17 protein-coding genes, 1 other RNA gene and 2 pseudogenes are annotated in these 19,280 nt (G+C 67.1%); 10 read left to right on the plus strand and 10 right to left on the minus strand.

Annotated elements, in window-relative coordinates; genetic code table 11:
• Positions 1–7: 7 nt before the first annotated feature.
• Both ACIG5F_RS40540 and ACIG5F_RS40545 read right to left on the minus strand, forming a co-directional pair.
• Positions 8–3,262 (minus strand): helicase HerA domain-containing protein, encoded by a 3,255-nt coding sequence (locus ACIG5F_RS40540; RefSeq protein WP_396525430.1) that lies wholly within the window; start codon positions 3,260–3,262, stop codon positions 8–10.
• Entirely contained in the window at positions 3,259–3,897 is a 639-nt protein-coding gene (locus ACIG5F_RS40545; protein ID WP_396525431.1) for a hypothetical protein, read from the minus strand. The genes ACIG5F_RS40540 and ACIG5F_RS40545 overlap by 4 nt, the downstream gene beginning before the upstream one ends.
• A 444-nt stretch (positions 3,898–4,341) precedes the next feature.
• On the opposite strand from ACIG5F_RS40545, the gene ACIG5F_RS40550 reads away from it, so the two are divergent.
• From ACIG5F_RS40550 to ACIG5F_RS40590, 9 genes and pseudogenes are all read left to right on the plus strand, one after another.
• Positions 4,342–4,899 (plus strand): hypothetical protein, encoded by a 558-nt coding sequence (locus tag ACIG5F_RS40550; protein ID WP_396525432.1) that lies wholly within the window; start codon positions 4,342–4,344, stop codon positions 4,897–4,899.
• Between the two features lie 159 nt (positions 4,900–5,058).
• On the plus strand, positions 5,059–6,183 hold the full coding sequence (locus ACIG5F_RS40555; protein ID WP_396525433.1) for a hypothetical protein: 1,125 nt from the start codon (positions 5,059–5,061) through the stop codon (positions 6,181–6,183).
• Between the two features lie 338 nt (positions 6,184–6,521).
• Positions 6,522–8,567 (plus strand): hypothetical protein, encoded by a 2,046-nt coding sequence (locus tag ACIG5F_RS40560; protein ID WP_396525434.1) that lies wholly within the window; start codon positions 6,522–6,524, stop codon positions 8,565–8,567.
• On the plus strand, positions 8,564–10,024 hold the full coding sequence (locus tag ACIG5F_RS40565; protein WP_396525435.1) for a VWA domain-containing protein: 1,461 nt from the start codon (positions 8,564–8,566) through the stop codon (positions 10,022–10,024). Before ACIG5F_RS40560 ends, ACIG5F_RS40565 begins: the two co-directional genes overlap by 4 nt.
• Positions 10,025–10,027: 3 nt before the next feature.
• Positions 10,028–10,516, plus strand: a complete 489-nt coding sequence (locus ACIG5F_RS40570) for a hypothetical protein (RefSeq protein ID WP_396525436.1) — start codon at positions 10,028–10,030, stop codon at positions 10,514–10,516.
• Between the two features lie 8 nt (positions 10,517–10,524).
• Positions 10,525–10,779 carry a hypothetical protein gene (locus ACIG5F_RS40575; protein ID WP_396525437.1) on the plus strand — a complete coding sequence of 85 codons (255 nt, stop codon included), beginning with the start codon at positions 10,525–10,527 and terminating at the stop codon, positions 10,777–10,779.
• Positions 10,780–10,821: 42 nt separating this feature from the next.
• The gene (locus ACIG5F_RS40580; protein ID WP_396525438.1) at positions 10,822–11,082 is read left to right on the plus strand and encodes a hypothetical protein; all 261 of its coding nucleotides are present in this window, start codon (positions 10,822–10,824) and stop codon (positions 11,080–11,082) included.
• Positions 11,082–11,186: pseudogene (locus ACIG5F_RS40585) on the plus strand (hypothetical protein); the annotation flags it as partial. The gene ACIG5F_RS40580 and the pseudogene ACIG5F_RS40585, both read left to right, overlap by 1 nt.
• A gap of 122 nt (positions 11,187–11,308) precedes the next feature.
• A complete protein-coding gene (locus ACIG5F_RS40590; protein ID WP_396525439.1) occupies positions 11,309–11,761 on the plus strand; it encodes an AMP-binding protein in 453 nt (150 codons plus the stop codon).
• Between the two features lie 224 nt (positions 11,762–11,985).
• Here the strand turns inward: ACIG5F_RS40590 and ssrA are convergent.
• The 8 genes and pseudogenes from ssrA to ACIG5F_RS40630 all read right to left on the minus strand — a co-directional run bounded on the left by ssrA (position 11,986) and on the right by ACIG5F_RS40630 (position 18,017).
• Positions 11,986–12,359, minus strand: a transfer-messenger RNA (tmRNA) gene (gene ssrA, locus ACIG5F_RS40595).
• A gap of 58 nt (positions 12,360–12,417) precedes the next feature.
• Positions 12,418–13,272 carry an EamA family transporter gene (locus ACIG5F_RS40600; protein ID WP_396525441.1) on the minus strand — a complete coding sequence of 285 codons (855 nt, stop codon included), beginning with the start codon at positions 13,270–13,272 and terminating at the stop codon, positions 12,418–12,420.
• A 380-nt stretch (positions 13,273–13,652) separates the two neighbouring features.
• Positions 13,653–13,916: pseudogene (locus tag ACIG5F_RS40605) on the minus strand (amidohydrolase); the annotation flags it as partial.
• A 35-nt stretch (positions 13,917–13,951) separates the two neighbouring features.
• Entirely contained in the window at positions 13,952–14,431 is a 480-nt protein-coding gene (gene smpB, locus ACIG5F_RS40610; RefSeq protein ID WP_396525443.1) for an SsrA-binding protein SmpB, read from the minus strand.
• A 33-nt stretch (positions 14,432–14,464) separates the two neighbouring features.
• The gene (gene ftsX / locus ACIG5F_RS40615; protein WP_396525445.1) at positions 14,465–15,367 is read right to left on the minus strand and encodes a permease-like cell division protein FtsX; all 903 of its coding nucleotides are present in this window, start codon (positions 15,365–15,367) and stop codon (positions 14,465–14,467) included.
• Positions 15,368–15,430: 63 nt separating this feature from the next.
• A complete protein-coding gene (gene ftsE / locus ACIG5F_RS40620; RefSeq protein ID WP_211763538.1) occupies positions 15,431–16,120 on the minus strand; it encodes a cell division ATP-binding protein FtsE in 690 nt (229 codons plus the stop codon).
• Between the two features lie 107 nt (positions 16,121–16,227).
• Positions 16,228–17,331 carry a peptide chain release factor 2 gene (gene prfB, locus ACIG5F_RS40625; protein WP_396525447.1) on the minus strand — a complete coding sequence of 368 codons (1,104 nt, stop codon included), beginning with the start codon at positions 17,329–17,331 and terminating at the stop codon, positions 16,228–16,230.
• A 185-nt stretch (positions 17,332–17,516) separates the two neighbouring features.
• Positions 17,517–18,017, minus strand: a complete 501-nt coding sequence (locus tag ACIG5F_RS40630; protein ID WP_211763540.1) for a PadR family transcriptional regulator — start codon at positions 18,015–18,017, stop codon at positions 17,517–17,519.
• 270 nt (positions 18,018–18,287) lie between these two features.
• Here ACIG5F_RS40630 and ACIG5F_RS40635 point away from each other — a divergent pair, with 270 nt between their 5' ends.
• A complete protein-coding gene (locus tag ACIG5F_RS40635) occupies positions 18,288–19,268 on the plus strand; it encodes an ABC transporter permease (RefSeq protein WP_396525449.1) in 981 nt (326 codons plus the stop codon).
• Positions 19,269–19,280: the final 12 nt, after the last annotated feature.

A 19,280-nucleotide genomic window follows, 5' to 3' on the forward strand; every position in this document is an offset into this window, starting at 1 on the left:
ACGGGCATCAGCTCTGCCGAGCGCGGGCGATGACTTCTTCGACGGTCAGCGGGCTCGACGGGTGGTAGCTCAGGCAGATCGGGGTGCAGATCTTCTGGAATGCCAAACTCTCGGCGACGGCGTAGAACTGGCCGGCGCCCAGCCGGGAGATGTCCGGCACCGAACTGGATTTCGCGGCTGCCATTTCCTTGGCCGCAGCGATCTGCGGCGGACTGTTGAGGAAGCCGAAGAACTGAGTGGCAGCGTTACCTGAAATCCGGTTGTGGATACCGCGCGGCGCCTGCGTGGCGAACACCAGGCCGAGCCCGTACTTGCGGGCCTGCGAGGCCAATGCGAGGGTGCTGTACGTGCTTGCGGTGAGCGAACCGGACGGGGCGATGGTCTGCGCCTCGTCCATGACCAGCAGGCCGCCGAGTGGCCGGTCACCGGCGGGATGCCGCTTGATCCAGGCGAACAGGGCCATCTGGAGTTGGTTGACGAAGCTCTGCCGTTGTTCCTCGGCGGGCAGGCCGATCAGGCTGATCACCGAGATCCGGGCGCGTTTCCCGGCAGCCGGAGTGAGCAGCACGCCTGGGTCCACCGGCTCGCCAACACCTCCGAACAACGGATCGTTGATCATGGCAGCGCGCAGGGTCTGCGCCATGTCCGCGGCCATTTCGTCTGCCTTGGCCAGTGGCGTGACGCCATCGGGCAGGTCACTGAGCAGATCCAGGAAATGGCTCAGCCCTCCGCCGGTCCTGTGCGCGAAGTACTGCAACGCCTGGTTGAGAACGGCGCGGGATCGCTCGGCCTTCGCGGTTGCGCCGTCGGCACGGGCACGCGGTGCGAGCGCGGCGACGGCCGTCTCGATAGCCTGGCGGAACTCGTCTGGGTCGTCCGCGACCGCGGCGAAGTCAGGCAACGGACGGAACGTCAACGGCCGGCCCGTTTCCCGGCGGGGCGTCCAGACCACCACGTCGGTGTTGCGAAGGTAGTCGTCGGCGCGGGCCGCGTCCTCGGGTCTCCAGGCGTCCGGTGGCTGCGGCCATGAGTCGCCCAGCCTGGCCAGGTCGTTGTTGGGGTCGAGCACGATCGCGGACACGCCCCGCAGCGCGCATTCTTCGACCAAACGGCGGATCAACACTGTCTTGCCCGACCCGGACCCGGCGAAGATCGCCGTATGCTTCCGCAACGATTCCAACGCGATCGTCACCGCCGTGCCGGTGTCCATCCGGTCGCCTACGTGCAGCGTCACCGGGTCCACGGTCACCGGTGCAGCCACGGATAATAGGTTGGTCGTGTCCGGATCGGCCATCGGCCAGGACATGTCGGACAACTGCGGCCCGGGAGTCGGTTCGGGTTCGGGGTGTGGCGGCTCCACATCGTCTGGTGGATCGCCGAACACCGCGCGCAGCAACGCGGTGTGGCTGGCCGGACGGCGGCTGAGCAACCATGCGTTGAACTCGGCCGGTGGCTGGGTCGCGGCCAGTCGCTCCAATGCCGCGAACGTGCGGAGGCCGATCTCCAATGTCTCCCTCGGCAGCCGGACCACAACCCCGCCTGCCGCCTCGAATTCCTGGACCTTCTGTCGGGTCTTACCGCCGTTCGACCAATCACCGGTGCGCAGTAGGTAGACCTTACGTTTCGGCGCCGCCGGGTCCAAGCCGGTGGTATTCAGGACTCGGTCAATCCGGTTGATCACCGCTCTCGCGTCCGTCCACGCGATCGCCCGAAACGACCAATAAATCTTGTCCTCGGTGCCCTCGTCTACGATCCGTTGCAGTTCGGCGTGCAGGGCCGGATTGCCGGCGGCCATCGTCTCCGTCGGCACCTCATACTGGATACATTCTTCGCCTTGTTCGGCGACCCACCGATCCAAGGCGCGGCACAAGAGGTCCGGTATGCGCTGATCCTCCTGGTACGGGTCGAACGCCTTAGCGATCTCCGCAATCACGCCGGCATCGTTCACCAGGGCGGCCAACTGCCGGTCTATTTCGATGAGCGCGCCATGATCGACCGGAACCATTGCAGGCCCCGGGCGCGGCGCGGCTGCGTCGACGCGGCTCGACTCGGAGAAGCTGCTCAGTTCGGTGACCTCATTCGCGTCCAGGCACACCTGGATGTGGGTGTCGACCTGGCGAATGAGGCCGCGAGCGGTGAACCGGACCGCGTCGGCGAACGCCTCCCACCGTACTGGCCAACTCGGATAGGGCGGAACGAAGCCGACCTTTTTGAATTTGAGCGCGAACCGTCTTTCGATGAGCGCCTGCCCAACTGCCGCCGTCGGGATGGTGTCCAACTGCTCGGCACGGCGGAACCGTTGCTCGACAGAGCCCGGCGCATAATCCCGGATGCCCTGCCAGACCAAATCCATACAGGCGACCAGAACCAGTGACCGGCGGGTGGCTTCGCGCAGCTCCATGAGCCCGCTGCCGACATCCTCGAACAGCCGCCGCCTAGGCAATCCTATCGAGTCCGACACATTGTAGGACGCGGCTTCGGATATGACGCTGTCGGTTCCTCGTTCCGACTGTTTTATCAGTGTATCGATTTGATCCAGCGCGATCACACTTGGCCCGGTGAGCGCGATCAACTTGAACAGTTCGCCGACCATTTCGTGCGATGTCCTAGGTTCGACACGAAGGCCCCATTCGGCTCGTTCGCCAACAACCGATTCGCTTTCCGACGACAGGTAGGCTATGCCGACCTCCCGGATCGTCACCGAATCGCTTGCCAGCAACGCCAAGGCTCGCAGGGTGTGCCCGCATTCGAATGCGAGCCGCCGATCAACCTGGTCCAGCGCCTCTACCATGTCATCAAGTCCGGACCGGGTTGGTTTGTCCAGTCCCACGAGTTGCCGATGCAAGGGTTCAGGCAAATTGAGTTTCCGGGACAGTTCTCGCCGCAGGATGACGCCCTGTTCCAAACCGTCACTGCCGAGCTGGAGCAGACCGCCGAGCACGTCAAGCACGACCTTCTGCCAGAAAGATCGTTCGTGCCGTAGTTCGAGGGCGAAAAAGTAGCCGCCCGCCGCGCTGATTCGCTTCCGCACGGTGGCAACGAGATGGGTCTTGCCCGAACCGGGCCGCCCGGTGACGACCACGCCGATCGGGCTTTCCGCGTCACTGGCCTTGGCGTCGGCGAAGCCAGTCATGACCGTCCGTAACGCCCGATCGTTGAGACCGTCGACGTGCGCCGCAGGCTCCGTCCACACGCTTTCCCTAGTGGGTGCCCAGTTGGTCTTGGCCAGTTCCGTCAGTGCGGCGCGCTCGATCTCCTTCATGACTGTTCGATCGACAACAGGTGCACGTCCTCTCCGCCGGTGCGCAGCGCGGCAGCCCGGTCGGCCGGGGTCAGCGTTTTCTGGTTGAACTCGGGATTGAGCCGCACTTTCGGTTCCAAGGCTAGCTGCAGAAGGGCGGCGTCCAGATCGGAACGCGCCACGTCGGCGAAGGCGCGCCGCAGCCGAGTCAGGCTGACCCCGGCACCGGGGGCGGTAGCCAATTCGGTGTACGCGGCGCGGATTCGGTCAGTGATATCAACGGCCGGGGCGCTCGACTCGTCGTCGAGGACGAAGATGTCCGCGATACGCAGGTCGGATCGTGCCATGAAAGCGGCGAACCGGCGGGTCAGCGCGTATTGCAGCCGGGTAGCTTTGGGCGCACCCTTCGGGGTGGGGCTGCCCAGTTCGTCGCCGCAGCGCCGCCAACCCTCGTCCGTCAGTTCGTGTACCCATGCCCGGTATCGACCGGTCTGCCACGCCTTGATGTAGCCCAATTCGACCAGGTGTTCCCGCTCCTCTTTCTTGATCTTGATGCCCAGTTCGTCGGCGAGGTTGGCATTCGACGCCTCGCGGATCAGGGTCATCAGCGCGAGCAGCGCGGATCGTTCCGGCAGGGTGAGGTGCGGGTCCGCCATGGGTCCCAACGTACCTGGATACCGACATAACGGGGAGAGTCGTCGCCGGAATGACGCAATGATCTCAACGGGCCGTGATGCTAGGCATCGACACGAAAGGAGTAGTTGCGGGACGAGCCGGCGCAGGAGCCAACGCGCAGGAGCACATGGACCCGGTCGGCGGCGAGCGGACCGCGATCCGGGAGGATGCGCCTGACACCGGCGGGTGTTGAGCGGTGTTCTGCATGAGGACCTGCGAGGTGATCAGCGGCGCCTACCGTGAGGACGATCGACCGGGATGTCGACCGGTTCCTGCACGGCGGCAGTGAGCACGAACGAGCAGAACCGATGTGGACCGAGTGGTCCGCGCTTAGCGTCATGTCCACGGCGACAGCAGCCAGGTCGGGTGCGAATGTCGCGTGTGGACGGTGGTGCGCCTGGGATGGTGCAACACAAGTTGATCCCTTGGCCGGCACCACTGTGGTGGACAAGGCTCCCCGTCCGTGCAGAAAGACCGCCCCGGTGATCATGGCGCTCGATGTCGACCAGGCCGAGGTCGACCTGGCGGCCGGCGGGCTCGCGTGTCCGCGGTGTGCCGGCCGGTTGCGGCCCTGGTCGTGGGCACGGGCGCGGCGGATCCGGCTGCTCGACGGTGCCGTGGTGGCGCTGCATCCTCGGCGCGCCCAGTGCGTGGCGTGCCGCAGCACGCAACTGCTGCTGCCGGCGTCATGTCTGCCCCGGTGGGCGACGCCGGTGATGCTGGCCGTGCTCGTCGCCGTCGGCACCGGCATAGGTGTCGGCGCGCTGGTCATCCGGCTGACCGGCACCACGTTGCAGGAGGACTGGTCAGTGATCGGCGTCTTCACCGCCACCGCGCTGGTGCTGGTCTTCCTGGTGACCGCGCTGTCCTGGCCGGCCCTGCGGAGCGCCAGCGTCCCGCCGAGATGCGCGTCGAATGACGCTTTAAGCATTCACTACTCTCGGCACGTCACCCGAACGGCGCTACTTCCCGAGTCCGGGTAACGCAGCGAAGTCAAGCCTCGATGCTGGACGTGAGTTGTCACCGAGCACCGGCGACACGACCGAGACGGAATTCAGCCGGCTCCGTGCCTGCCATCCCGAACGGGGTGGTGAATGCGATGTCGCGCGCCCCAAAATGCGCTCAGGAACGGAGGACGGTCGATGTCGGAAACCGTCGATCCCCATCGCGATGACGCTGCTTCCGATGGCGCCCAGAGTGGTCACCTCAGGGACATCTGGACCCAGCCGCCGACCTTCGGCCAGCAACACCATGCCGAACTGCCACATTCCGACAACGGCTTCGCTGCGTACATCGAACCGGACGTCGTCATCGATCCGAAACAGATCCGCATCGGCCTCTGGGGATCACCGCGGTCAGGGAAGACAACCTACCTCGCCGCGCTCCGGGTCGCCGCGCTCGACGCGGTCGGGGGCTACGACTGGGTCGTGTCCGGGCGCAACCGGGCGTCGCAGGAATTCATCATCGACAAGGTGAACCAGCTGGTCGACAAGTTGGAGTTCCCGCCACCGACGCTGGGCGTGAACGAGCTGGCGTGGAACTTCCACGGCAACCGCGAGTCCCGCGCCGGCAACTGGTTCGCGCGTCTCATCGAACGCATGACCGCGAACGGATCCGGTGACCCCGACATGGACTTCGAGGTCCACCTGCAGGACGCCGCCGGCGAGACATACGGGGACAAGGCGCTCCGGGAGCACTTCGACTCGATGATGCGCCACCTCATGCACGCCCACGGGATCGTCTACCTCTTCGACCCCATCGGCAACTCGCAGGAGGACGTCACCAGCTTCAAGTTCTTCTTCTCGACACTGGAGCATCTCTCGGCCCGGATGCGCGACGAGGGCATGCTCGAACGGGGCCTCCTGCCGCAGGACGTCTCCGTCTGCGTGACCAAGTTCGACGACCCCGGCGTGCTCAAAGCCGCCATGCAGGCGGGCGTCGTGTACCAGGAGAACGAGGGCGCGATTCCCAGGGTGCCGCCCGAGATCGCGGCGGACTTCCTGGCAAGCATCTGCGTCGACGACCGGTCCCGCTTAGTACTCAACTCGCTGAAGAAATACTTCCAGAAGGACAGGATCCGCTATTTCGCGACCTCGTCCATCGGTTTCCACGTCGACCCAAAGCGCGGATTCGACTTCGACGATCTCACCAACGTGGACACCACCGACGGCGTCCCCAAGCTCCGCTCCGCGCCGAATCCGATCAACACGCTCGAACCCATCATCTCACTCGCACAGCGAATCCAACGCCGATTGGAGACGCGGTGAGGCTTGCCGTCCAAGGGCGTCCGATCGTCGCGTCCTGGTCCGTGTCGACCAAGACTCCGGGCCGGATGATGGGGTACGAGGTCGACAGCGCCGCTAGCGACACCGAATTCGCTCGTCACCTGATCGGCCTCGGCCAGATCACCACGCCCGACGGCGAGCGTCAGGGCCGCCCTGACCAGTTGCCGTGGGTGACGTTCGCCGGACGCGCGGTCGTATCCGTGAACTGGTCGGACGAACTGGACGGCACCGGCCACCACATCACCCCGACCCGTACCGTCTGGGCGAGTTGGCCGGCGATCGCCGAGGAGCCGACGAGCTACACCGCGCTGTACGAGGGCGTGGCCTCGCTGGGCTGGCCGAGAGTCGACGCAGGACCGGAGAAGGCGGACCGGCATCGGGTCGATCTCGTTCTGCCCGTCTCCGATTGGACCACGATCGCCGGAAACATCGACCAGGTGGGATTCGGGTTTTTCGCCGCCATCGCGGCGTACCTGGTGGACGCCCGGTTGGTGGCCATCGTGAACGGGAACGCGTCGCTGCACCAGCGGATCGCCTACTTCGACGCGGTGCTGGCACTGCTTCCGTACGGGGCTCGGAACTGCCTGCACGCATCCACCTGGGCCCCCTACCACGCCAGCCACCACGCTCAGCTGTCGTTCTCCGACGACGGCCGGCCGGACCAAGTCTCGATCACGTCCAACGACGTCGTCCAGCCCGATCTCCGGACCGCCAGGGCACGGGACTACTTCCGCGCGCTGACGCATGCCCACCGGGAGAACTCCACTGTGGATATCGTCCAGCACCTGCTCCGCTCGACGGCGCCACTGGCCGGTGTCGAAGAGATATCCCTGGCACAGCTGGACGAGCTGCGACTGCCAACGATCGTCCTCGACGAGGTACGCCGCGGCACCGCCACCACCGCTCGGGTGGAGCGTGTGCTGGACGAGCGGCCGGACCGGCAGGACGTTCGACCCGAGCTGCTCAGGGATCTGGCTCGCAAGACCATCGCCGCGCCAGAAGGCGAGCGGTCACATGCTCGGAAAGTCCTGGCTCGCCAATGGCGTCTCGACGCAAGCGACGCGGTCGGAAAGCTGTTCCGCGAACATGCGGACCGGGGGGAGGCCATCAACCCCGGGTGGCTCGAGCTGAGTCGTACCTCGGCCAAAGGCAACCCGAAGTCCTCGGCCGCCTTCGTGTCCGCCGCGCTCGGTCCACCCGAGGTCGCGGCGGACAGCGCGGCGCGTGCCCCACTGGTCGCGCTGGTGATCGACTACCTGTCCTCGGCCCGGCGTGGCAAGGATGCGCTGCTACCGATCCTGGCCGCCCAGCGCTACGTGGCCCTGTCGACGGTGGAGATGCTCTCGGGCGGTGCCAAGGTGCCGGGCCGATTCGGCCCGCACGCGACCCTGTTGCGGCTGCTGAAGAAGGAGGAGCGGCACTGGCTCCGTCCGGTGCTCGTAGTCGCCAAGGGCAAGCCGGACCGGATCGACGATCGTGACCTCCACGATCTCGTCGCACTGGGTGTCCCGGCGGTCGCGACCCTGTTCCGGGTCGCTGTCCGAACCCTGCCGGCGGATCAGGCGATCGAGGTCTGTTGGACGGTGCTCAACCGACACTACCTGGGCAGGTACACGGCCGACGCGATCGCGCTGGCCTGGGTGCTGCTCGGGATACCGGGTCTGGGACCCGTGCTCACAGAGATCAGCAAGGCACACATCGACTTCCTGGCCCTCGTGACCGGCGACGCGCCCCGTCACCTGCGGGTGGATGACGAGCCGTCACCGGAATATCGCACGACCCTCAGCCAAGCGGCGTCACGTGTGGACGGTGACCACCGCACCGCAATGGGCCGGGTGCTGGCCGAATATCTCGCGAACTGTTTCCAGCCGGCGACCCTGCGCGTGGTGACTGCGCTGTCGGCTGCGGTCCACGGGCTTGAGCACGGGATCCTCGACCGCTTCGCCGCGATGCTGAACAACGGCGAGATCGGCCGGATCCGCGCGTTCGCGCTGCCGCCGGAGTGGCACCGGGCGCTCATCGGTCGGCCCGACTTGCTCTGGTACCGCCAACTGACCACCTTGGACGAGCTTGTCCGCTCCGCGACGATCGACGAGATCGTCGGCAGCGTCACCGCGATCGCCCAGCACACCCACCTCGCCGACGAGGTCGTGCCGCCGCTAGTCGAGTTCGCTCGACGGCACCACGAGTCCGAAGTGGACTTAATGCTGGAGAAGCTCTTCGCCCGGAACGAGACGACCCAGGTGATCGTGACGCGGGTCCGCGACGCGATCCTGAACGGTCATTGTGGTAGCGAGGTGAGCACGCGTATGGCCACGTACATCGACAACCGCCGGAACTGGTACACCTGGCTCGGTGCCCGGTGAACGGCCTGGGCATGATGCGCGGCCTGAGCGTCGCCGGCGTCGCGGTGCTGTTGCTGGCCTCATCCGCCATCACCTCCTGGGCCGATCCGTCGCGCGCGGACATTCTGAACTCGATCGGCGCCGACGCGGTCGCGGCGGACTACGTGGTGCTGGTGGACACCTCGGGATCCATGGCGGCAGACGGCCGGTACAGCAGCGTGGTGCACTCGCTTACCGGGCTGTTCGACGCGATGTCGCCCGGCGACCACGTCTCGGTGTACACATTCGACGACGCGGTGACTCCGGTGTATCTCGGGCCGGCCGAGCCAGCGGCGACCATCCTCGGCAAGCTGCCGGCCGGGCCGAATCCCACCGGTGCAACGGACCTGGGCAAGGCGATCGGCACCGCGCTGGATACGCTGGAGCAGCCGAGCGCGGCACCAGTGGCGAACGTGGTGCTGGTGACGGACGGGGCACACGAACCGCCGCCCGGCTCGCCCTACCCGCAATCGACCGGGCCGGCGTGGGACGCGTTGCGCCAGCGGGCGAGTCGGTTCACGGCGTCGACGGTGTCCGCGTACGCGGTGCCGTTGGGTGATCATGCCTCAGGTGCGGCGCTGCTCAAGTCGGTCTTCCCCGACGCCGTGGTGCTGGATCCGGAGAACGTGCAGGACCTGCACGACTACCTGGCCCGAACCAAGGCCACAGTGGAGTTGGCGAAAGCGAGAACGCTGCTCGCCGAGGACACCGGCAAGTCACTCAACGCTTCCTGGAAATTCGCCGGTGCAAAGGTCTCGGTCACCCTGAAGTCGAAGACCAGGCACGTGCCAATCGCCGTGAGCGGGCTCGCCTTGACGGCGGGCGACGGCGACGTTGTGGCGAAGCTCGACACCAGCACCGTCCAGGTGGCACCAGGCCAAGAGGTCACGCTCAAGGGATCCGTTGCCTACCAACCGTCCAGCGGCCTGACGTATCAGCACACCGAATCCACCACCACGGCGATCACGGTGCACGGCGACCTTTCGTCACCGTGGACGGCGGGGCTCCAGCCGGACATCCGACTCGGCCTCCCGGAAAAGTTCGAGGCGGCGTCACCGCCGCAGACGTTCTCCACCGCGGTCGGCTCCCCGTGGTTCATTCCGGTCGCCGTGCTCGCACTCGCGGCGATGGCGGCCGGGATCACGGCCGTGTTGCGCCGACGCGGCCAGGTGCTAAGCGGCGTACTGGTCGTGCGGGGCGGCGACGGTGACACCGTGCTGGCCAAGTTCCCGTTGTCCGGCACGACGACGACCCTCGACAACCCGGCGCTGCCCGGACGCGGCGAGGTCGCCGCGGTCCGCCGCCGCGGCCGGACGAACATGCGGATCTCCTACAGCTCGGCGCCGGGCGCACGGCCCGCGGTCAGTGGCCTGTGCGGCCCTGGCGGATCGCTCGTGCTCGGGGGCCTCTTCTTCGCGCACGTCAAGATTGGAGGGTGAGTGATGGACATCTTCAAACTGGGTTTTTGGCTGGTCGTCTACATCGTGATGCCGGCCATCATGCTGACGATGCTGGCCGCCGGCTTCGTGGTCGCCTCCCGGGCCACGGAGCAGAGCCGGCTGTCGGCACGGGCGGGCGTTGGCGGCGGCCTGGTCGTGTTCGCGATCTACTTCGTGACCACGACGGACAGCTCGCGACCGCCTGCATTCGGCCTGGACAGCCACTTCGACGGCTCATGGCTGCCGATCGTCGCCGGCTTCGTCTGCGGTCTCGGCGTGCTGTCCGCGGTGCAGGCGACCAGGCTGCAGAGCGGGTTCGTCGGACTGCTCACGTTGTTCCTGGCCGCGACCAGCTCGATCGCGCTGTACGGCTACTTCTTCGCCTCGCCGAGCCGTGCCTTCGCCGTCTCGTTCGCCCTCAGCTCGATGCTCGGAATGATCTTGTACGTCGTACTCTTCGGCAAGGGCGTCCGAGAGCTGTTGCGCAGATAGGAGAAACGGTGTCGATGCTGCCGGAGCTGCCGAACCAGATCATCAACAGCCTGTTCAACCTCGACCAGGGCGAGCACCAGGAAAAGTACTGCCGTAACTGCGACCGGATTACCGAACAGGTCAAGATCAGCTTCAGCGACCTGCCCGGACTCCGCGACTACGAGGTCGAGCGCCTGCTCGGCCGGGTGCTGGATTTCGTCCCCGGCATCAAGCTGCTCGCCGGCCGGCCCAGCGCGTGCCGGTGCGGTGCGGTGAACAGATGAAACCGGGTGGCGTCGGCCGGGTTCGTGGTCAACAGTGGCCCCATGCACACCGCCGTGGTCGTCGATGGAGTGAGCGACCAGATCGCCGTCGAGACGCTGGCGGCGCGGCACGGGCGGGACCTGGCCGGGGAAGCCATCGTCGTGCAGGCGACCGGCGGTGCCCACGGGATGCGCCGGCACCTCAGGAGCTTTGCCGGCAAGCGGGTCGCGGGGTTGTGCGATGCCGGCGAGGAGCACGTGGCGCGACGAGCCCTCCACGAGAATCCGGAACCAGCGGCACGACCGGCCTCCCGAAGGGCGTGATGCTCGACCACGCCAACATCGACTATGGCGGACATGGGACGCCACGCCTTGGACCTCGAGCCAGCCGACCGTGCCTGCTATTCCTGCCGCTCTTCCACGTCAACGGCATCGTGGTCAGCGTCCTCATGCTGCTGCTCGCCGAGGCCAGCGTCGTCATCGCTTACCGGCTCCACCCGCAGACCTTCTCGACGTCGTCGAGCAGCACCGCCCCACCTAATTCAGCGCGGTGCCAACGATCTACACCATGCTCACGGCGCTACCCGCCGGCATGCGGCCGGACACCTCGTCCCTGCGGTTCGGGATCTGCGGCGCGGCGCCCGCCCCGCCCAAGCTACTGGCCCGGTTCCAGACCCGGTACGGGTTTCCGCTCATCGAGGGTTATGGGCTGTCCGATGGAACCTGCGCCTCGACCATCAATCCCATCGCCGGCCCCCGGCGCGCCCGGACCGCCGGGATCGCTTTCCCAGGGCAGGAAATCCGGGTCTTCGACGCGAACGGCGTCGCCGTTGAGTCCGGCATGGACGGTGAATTCGTCGTCAGAGGCCTCAACGTCATGCGCGGCTACCTCGGCCGACCGAACGACACCGTCCGGGCCGTCGTCAACGGCTGGCTGCACACCGGCGATGTCGATGTCAGCACCTCGACGCAGACAGCGGCTACAAGAGACCGACAGCGCTGATCGTTCTCGACACCATCCCGAAGAACGCGGTCGGCAAGATCAACAAGGCGGCGCTGCGGGCAGGTCACCCAGCCGCCGAACAGGCCAGACCTCCTCCAGGAGCCGCACACGTTGCGGTCCCAGCGTGTGCCAGTTCGGTGGGTTGAGCCACACGCTCCATGTAACGAAAAGGACACGAGCCGCTGGCTCGTGTCCAAAACGTCCCGTGTTCGGGTTGTGAAACATAGTGGAGGTGCCGGGAATCGAACCCGGGTCCTCTGTCGCCTCATCAGGGCTTCTCCGTGTGCAGTCCGCTGTGTCTCTGCTCGGCCCCACCGTTCACGCGGACGAGACGGTGTGACGGGCCCAGTCGCTGTGGTTGTCCCGCAGTCCCCCGCGACCGGGTTCTGCGGTTGAGCCTCCTAGCTGATGCCGGCTACCGGGTCGGAGGCGCTCCCGGGCCGACAGACTCACTCAGGCTGCTCAGGCAGCGAGAGCGAAGTCAGCGCGGCTGTTAGTCTTGGCGCTTATTTTTTTGCGGCGACGCTCAAGGTGGTCTCTCGCCTGCACCTACACGCTTCCCCTGACTCAACGCACAAAGTCGAAACCGTTCACCCCCTGGTCGTGGGTCTGTCACCGGTAAGCATAACGTCTCCGGGCTTCGGGTTCATCCCGGTTCAGGCGAGGGCGGAGCCGCCGGCGATGAGGGTGACGGAGATGGCGGCGAGGGCGAGGCCGAGGCGTTGGACGCGGCCGGTGCGTTCGCCGAGGACGAGGCGGGCCATGAGCACGGTGGCGGCGGGGTAGAGCGAGGTCAGGACGCTGACGATGGCGAGTAGGCCGGTGCGCAGGGCGAGTAGGAACGCGGTGTTGCAGACGGCGTCGAGCAGGCCGGCGGTGAGGGAGAGGGCGACGGCGGAGCGTTCCGGCATGCGGAATTGGCCGGCGGCGATGGCGGCGGCGAGGACGAGGGCGGTGGCGGTGCCGCGGGAGACGACGAGGGGCCAGAGGCCGCTGTCGTGGGGGAGCCGGTCGAGCAGCACGAAGTAGAGGGCGAAGGCGGCGCCGGAGCCGATGGTGAGCCAGCCGACGCGGGCGGTGAAGCGGACGGGGCCGGCTTCGTCGACGGCGGTGCGTTCTTCGCGGCTGACGAGGATGACGGCGATCACGGCGAGCAGGGCGCCGCCGATGGCGATGGCGCCGAGTTGTTCGCCGGTGACGAGCCCGAAGATCAGTGGCAGGCCGGCGACGAGGAGCGCGGTGAGGGGGCTGACGACGTTCATGGGCCCGGCGGCGAGCGCGCTGTAGAACCAGATGATGGCCAGGCCGTTGGCGGCGCCGCCGATCATGGCGATGAGCAGGTCGTATCCGCCCAGGTGGCCGCCGGTGATGGGGGCGACGAGCAGGAGGCCGGCGAGGCCGACGGGGTAGGTGAGCAGCACTACGCGCAGGACGTGGGTGCGGCGGGAGGCGAGTCCGCCGACGAAGTCGCTCAGTCCGTATCCCAGCGCCGCCACCAGCGCAAACACCATCGATCCCACGGTCACATCATCCAACAACCGGGGTATTTGCGGAATCCTTACCCACCTGCCGGACGGATCACACCTCGACTAGTCCATTCGAGTGAACCTGGCGGCGGCGCGTCAGAGTTGGCCGGGAAACCTGTCCTTCACAGTGAGGCCGTCCACTCCCGCATCGGGCGGCCCCAGCGGAGGCCCCCGTTCACCCCCAGGTCTACACCGGACGGGGGCTTCTTCACGCCGAGCCGCCTACAGGCCGAGCGGCCGGGCCGGCGTGTCGTGCAGGACCCGCCGCAGGAATTCGTCGCCGAGCTCCCACGACGCGATGGCCCACAGCTGGGTCGCGTAGTCGTAGGAGCCGACCTGGACATGCGCCTTCGCACACCGAGCTCCGGGTACACCAGCGGCGCGAAACCCTTTACCCCGAACGACTTCAGCACGGCCAGCCGTTCGGCCTCGGGCAGTCGGCAGTGGATCGGCCACGCCACTCCATAGTGGACGGTCGCCTGGTCGAACTAGGCCCACACCTCGTCCATCACCCGGGTGGGCAGGAAGTGCACGTGCAGGTCGACGATCCCGGCCAGTCCCAACGACTCGACCCACCCGGCGATCTCGCTGTCCCCGGCGGGTGAATCGACGACGCCGGCCGGCGGGATGTCCCCACCGGCCGGCGTCACGTCCTCGTCCGAGCTCAATCCCGGCGGCCCTTGGCCCAGCGGCCCACGGCGCGCTGGGTCTCGCGCTCGGCGTCCCGTTTGGCCAGCGACTGGCGCTTGTCCCAGGTCTTCTTGCCCTTGGCCAGGGCCAGCTCGACCTTGACCTTGCCGTCCTTGAAGTACATCGACAGCGGCACCAGGCTCAGGCCGCTCTCCTTGGTCTTGCCGATGAGCTTGAGGATCTCGGCCTTGTGCAGCAACAGCTTCCGGTTGCGGCGCGGCTCGTGGTTGGTCCACGTGCCCATCTCGTACTCGGTGATGTGCAGCCCGCGCAGCCAGACCTCGCCGTCGTCGACGGTGGCGAAGGCGTCCACAAGGGACGCCCGCCCCGCCCGCAGGCTCTTCACCTCGGTGCCCATGAGAACGACACCGCACTCATAGGTGTCCACGATGGAGTAGTCGTGGCGCGCCTTGCGGTTGGTCGCGATGGCCTTGCGGCCCTGTTCCTTGGGCATGGTCTGATTTTACGTCCGGGCGACAACCGGTTACTACAGCCGCACGTACAGCCGCAGGGTGATGTAGCCGGTGATGGCCGAGATGACCACGGCGACCCCGAGCAGGATCGGCGAGATGGCCACCACGTCCAGCAGGTCCAGCCGGGGCAGCACGCCGGAGGCGATCGGTCCGGACAGGGCGCTGTCCAGGAAGAACACCTTGGCCGCGCCCAGCCCGACGATGCCGAGGATGGAGCCGATGATGCCGGCGACCACGGCCTCGATGAGGAACGGCAGCTGCGTGTACCAGCGGGTGGCGCCGACCAGGCGCATGATGCCGACCTCGACCCGACGGGTGAACGCCGACACCTGGATCGTGTTGGATATCAGCAGCACCGCCGCCGCCGCCTGGACCAGGGCGATCAGGAACACCGCGTACCGGACGCTGTCGAGGATGCCGAAGAAGCGCTGGAGGAACACGCCCTGGTCGTCGACGGTCTTCACGCCCGGCTTGCCGGTGAACGCCTTGACCAGCACGTCGGCCTTGCTCGGATCGGTCAGCTTGACCTGAAGGGTCGCCGGCAGCGACTCGGGCCGGGTCAGCCGCAGCAGCTCCGGCTCGGCCTGGAACAGCTGCTGGAAGCGCTGGAAGCTCTGGTCCCGGTTCTGGAAGGTGACCGTCTCGACGTTGCTCGAGCCCTGGAGCTGGCGCTGGAGGTCGGCGCAGATCGACGACGAGCAGTTCTTGTCGTTGGCGCTGATGTCGTCGGTGAGGCTCACCATGACCTGCACCTTGTCGGAGTAGATCAGCTGCATCTTGTCGATCATGCGGACGATGAGCAGACCACCGCCGAGCAGGCCGAGCGAGATCGCCGTGGTCAGGATCATCGCGATGGTCATCGTGATGTTCCGGCGCAGCCCGGTGATCACTTCGCTGAAGACGAAACTGGCACGCATCGGGGTTGACGTTCCTTGGCTCGGGGATTCTCGAGCGCCCGCGGGGGACGGGCGCGGCGGTGGCTAGCGGCCGATTCCGTAGACGCCCCTGGCGTCGTCGCGGATGACCCTGCCGTGGTCGAGCTCGACCACCCGCCGCCGCATGGAGTCGACGATGGAGTGGTCGTGCGTGGCCATCAACACCGTGGTGCCGGTGCGGTTGATCCGCTCCAGCAGCAGCATGATGTCCTGGCTGGTGTCCGGGTCCAGGTTTCCGGTGGGCTCGTCGGCGATGAGCACCAACGGCCGGTTGACGAAAGCGCGGGCGATGGCCACCCGCTGCTGCTCGCCGCCGGACAGCTCCGTGGGCATCCGGTCGGCCTTGCCGTCCAGGCCGACCAGCTGGAGGACTTCGGGCACGACCTTCTGGATGGTGTGCCGGGGCTTGCCGATGACCTCAAGGGCGAAGGCGACGTTCTCGGCGACCGTCTTGGTCGGCAGCAGCCGGAAGTCCTGGAAGACGCAGCCGATGGACTGGCGCAGCCGGGGCACGCGGCGCCGGGCCATCTTGGCCACGTCGAAGTTGGACACGTAGACGCGCCCCTTGCTGGGCACCTCTTCGCGCAACAGCAGTCGAAGGAAGGTCGACTTCCCCGAGCCGGACGGGCCGATGAGGAACACGAACTCGCCCTTGCCCATCTCGACACTGACGTTGTCGAGCGCGGGCCGGGTGGAGGTCTTGTAGACCTTGCTGACGTGTTCGAGCCGGATCACGGTTGGGGAGCGTACCCGCGACCGTTATCCCGTCGACATCTAGCCCCGTCCGGGTGAGGTTTTGACAGGTTTACCTCACGCCGATTTAACGAATATCGGGCATTCGCTCACTGTCCGGAGCTGCGCCGCCACCGGATGCCGGCCTCCAGGAAACCGTCGATGTCGCCGTCGAGCACCGCGGTGGGGTTGCTCACCTCGAACTCGGTGCGCAGGTCCTTGACCATCTGGTACGGGTGCAGCACGTAGGAGCGCATCTGGTTGCCCCAGCTGGAGCCGCCGTCGCCCTTGAGCGCGTTGATCTTGGCCTGCTCCTCCTGGCGGCGGCGCTCCAGCAGCTTGGCCTGGAGCACGGCCATGGCCGAGGCCTTGTTCTGGAGCTGGGAGCGCTCGTTCTGGCAGGAGACCACGATGCCGGTGGGGATGTGGGTCAGCCGGACCGCCGAGTCGGTGGTGTTGACGCCCTGGCCGCCGGGGCCGGAGGAGCGGTAGACGTCGACCCGCAGGTCCTTCTCGTCGATGTCGACGTGGTCGGTCTGCTCGACCACCGGCACCACCTCGACCCCGGCGAAGGAGGTCTGGCGGCGGCCCTGGTTGTCGAACGGCGAGATGCGCACCAGGCGGTGCGTGCCCTGCTCGACCGACAGCGTTCCGTAGGCGTAGGGGGCCTTGACCTGGAAGGTCGCCGACTTGATGCCCGCCTCTTCGGCGTAGGAGGTGTCGTAGACCTCGGTCGGGTAGCCGTGCCGCTCGGCCCAGCGCAGGTACATGCGCATCAGCATCTCGGCGAAGTCGGCCGCGTCCACGCCGCCGGCCTCGGACCGGACGGTGACCAGGGCCTGGCGCTCGTCGTACTCGCCGGACAGCAGGGTGCGGACCTCGAGCTGGTCGATGTCCTCGCGGAGCTTGGCCCGCTCGGCGTCGGCCTCGGCCACGCTGTCGGCGTCGTCGGCGTCCTCGGCCAGCTCATAGAGCACGGAGACGTCGTCGAGGCGCTGCCGCACGCCGCTGACGCGGCGCAGCTCACCCTGCTTGTGCGACAGCTGGCTGGTGACCTGCTGCGCCTTCTCGGCGTCGTCCCACAGGTCCGGACGGGCCGCCTCGGCCTCCAGGCGCTCGATGTCCGCGCGCAGCTTGTCCAGGTCCATGACGGCCTCGACGCTGGCGAGAGTCGCGGAAAGTTCCTTGAGGTCGGCTTCGACGTCCGGGTTCACAACAAACAAGATTACGTCAGTTAGGAGTAACCCGGCGCGTTCGGGGTCCACCGCGCCGGCACCCGCATGGGGGTCCGGGGGCTTGCCCCCGGCGTGGGGGCGTGGGGGCCGGGCCCCCACAAGGCACCGAGCTGAGGCGACGTGGTCCGCGCTTTCCGCGGACACACGCCTCCTCAATCTCGGCCTCAGCTCGTGGGGATGCTCTCCAGGAGCTTCAGCACGGCCTTGGCGTGGGCCAGCGCGAACTCGGCGACCGCCTTGGCGTACGGGTCCTCCGCCGTCTTGGCGGCCGACCGGTGGGTCTCCTGCTCCGCCCCGTAGACCACCTTGGCCGACTCGACCAGACCGGCGCGCTGCTTGGGCGTCAGCGAGCTGGCGTGCACGAGCCGCAGGATCAGCGGCGAGCGCAGGTGGTCGGGTCCGGGTTCGGTGGTCAGCCAGGTCTTGAAGGCCTTCTTGCCGGCAGCGGTGATCACGTACTGCTGGCTGGAGCGCGGGCCCTGCTTGCCCAACTTGAGCAGGCCCTGCTCGGCCAGCGCCGGCAGCTCCCGGTAGACCTGGCTGCGGGTCACGCTGAAGAACGCGCCGAAGCGCTCACCGGCCGCCGTGACCAGCTGCCCGCCGGTCTTGGGACCGTCGTGCAGCAATCCGAGCAGTGCAGCGGCAGTTGCGTTCAGTTCAGACACACCACTACGGTGCCACGGCAACGAGCGGCTGTCCACAATGGTCTGCCGTTCAGTCCACAGTGGCTGATCACCGAATGGCCTTGCCGTTGCGCCGTCCGGAGCAGCGAACGCGCGCTTCGTTACCCAATCGGCGCAAGAATCCGGCTGGTGGAGGGTGGCGGGGCACTGGGGGTAAGCCGCAGAATCCCCCGGGTGACCGCTCCGACCACCACATCCTCATCCTGCCAACGACGGGCGCGGATCCGTTCCGCCGTTGGGAGGAGCTAGCCGATGTTCGGCTTCCTGGTTCGCCGACTGATCAATTACATCGTGCTCTGCGTGGTGGCGACATTCCTGTCCTTCACGCTGTCCTCGATCTCGTTCGACCCGTTGAGCCTGCTCAGGCAGCACAACCCGCCGCCGCCGGCCGCGACCATCGAGGCCAAGCGGGTGGAGCTGCACCTGGATCAGCCGATCCCGCTGCGCTTTCTGACCTGGGGCGAAGGCGTGCTGCGCGGGGACTTCGGCCAGACCACCACCGACCACAAGATCACCGACGAGCTGTGGCGCCGGGTCGGCGTGAGCCTTCGGCTGTTCCTGCTGGGCATCACCATCGGCATCGCGCTGGGCGTGCTGATCGGCGTGGGCAGCGCGGTCCGGCAGTACAAGCTCTTCGACTACATATCGACTTTCTTCTCCTATGTGATCCTGGCGACTCCGGTGCTGGTGCTCGGGCCGCTGGTGAAGCAGGTGGCGCAGGCGATCAACAACGCCACCGGCAGCGAATGGCTCCAGTTCACCGGGGAGTACAGCGGAACGCTCGACGCGGACGCCGGCTGGCTGGCCGCCTTCGACGAGCGGTTGCGCTTCCTGATCGTGCCGACGGTGACCATCGTCCTGGGCCAGATCGCCTACTACAGCCGCTATCAGCGCAGCGCGATGCTGGACGTGCTGGGCAGCGACTTCCTGCGCACCGCCCAGGCCAAGGGCCTGACCCGGCGGCGCGCGTTCTTCAAGCACGGCCTGCGCACCGCGCTGATCCCGATGGCCACGTTGTTCGCCTTCGGTTTCGGCCTGCTGGTGGTGGGCGGCGTGTTCACCGAGAGCATCTTCAACTGGCAGGGCATGGGCGCCTGGCTGGTGCAGGGCATCAACGACCAGGACACCAACGTGACCGCCACGGTGACGTTGTTCGTGGCGGTCTGCGTGCTGTTGTCCGGCTGGCTGTCCGATGTGCTGTACGCGCTGCTCGACCCGCGGATCCGGGTGTAGGGGGCAAGAGTT

The sequence above is a fragment of the Kutzneria sp. NPDC052558 genome, assembly GCF_044547355.1.
Lineage (GTDB): Bacteria > Actinomycetota > Actinomycetes > Mycobacteriales > Pseudonocardiaceae > Kutzneria.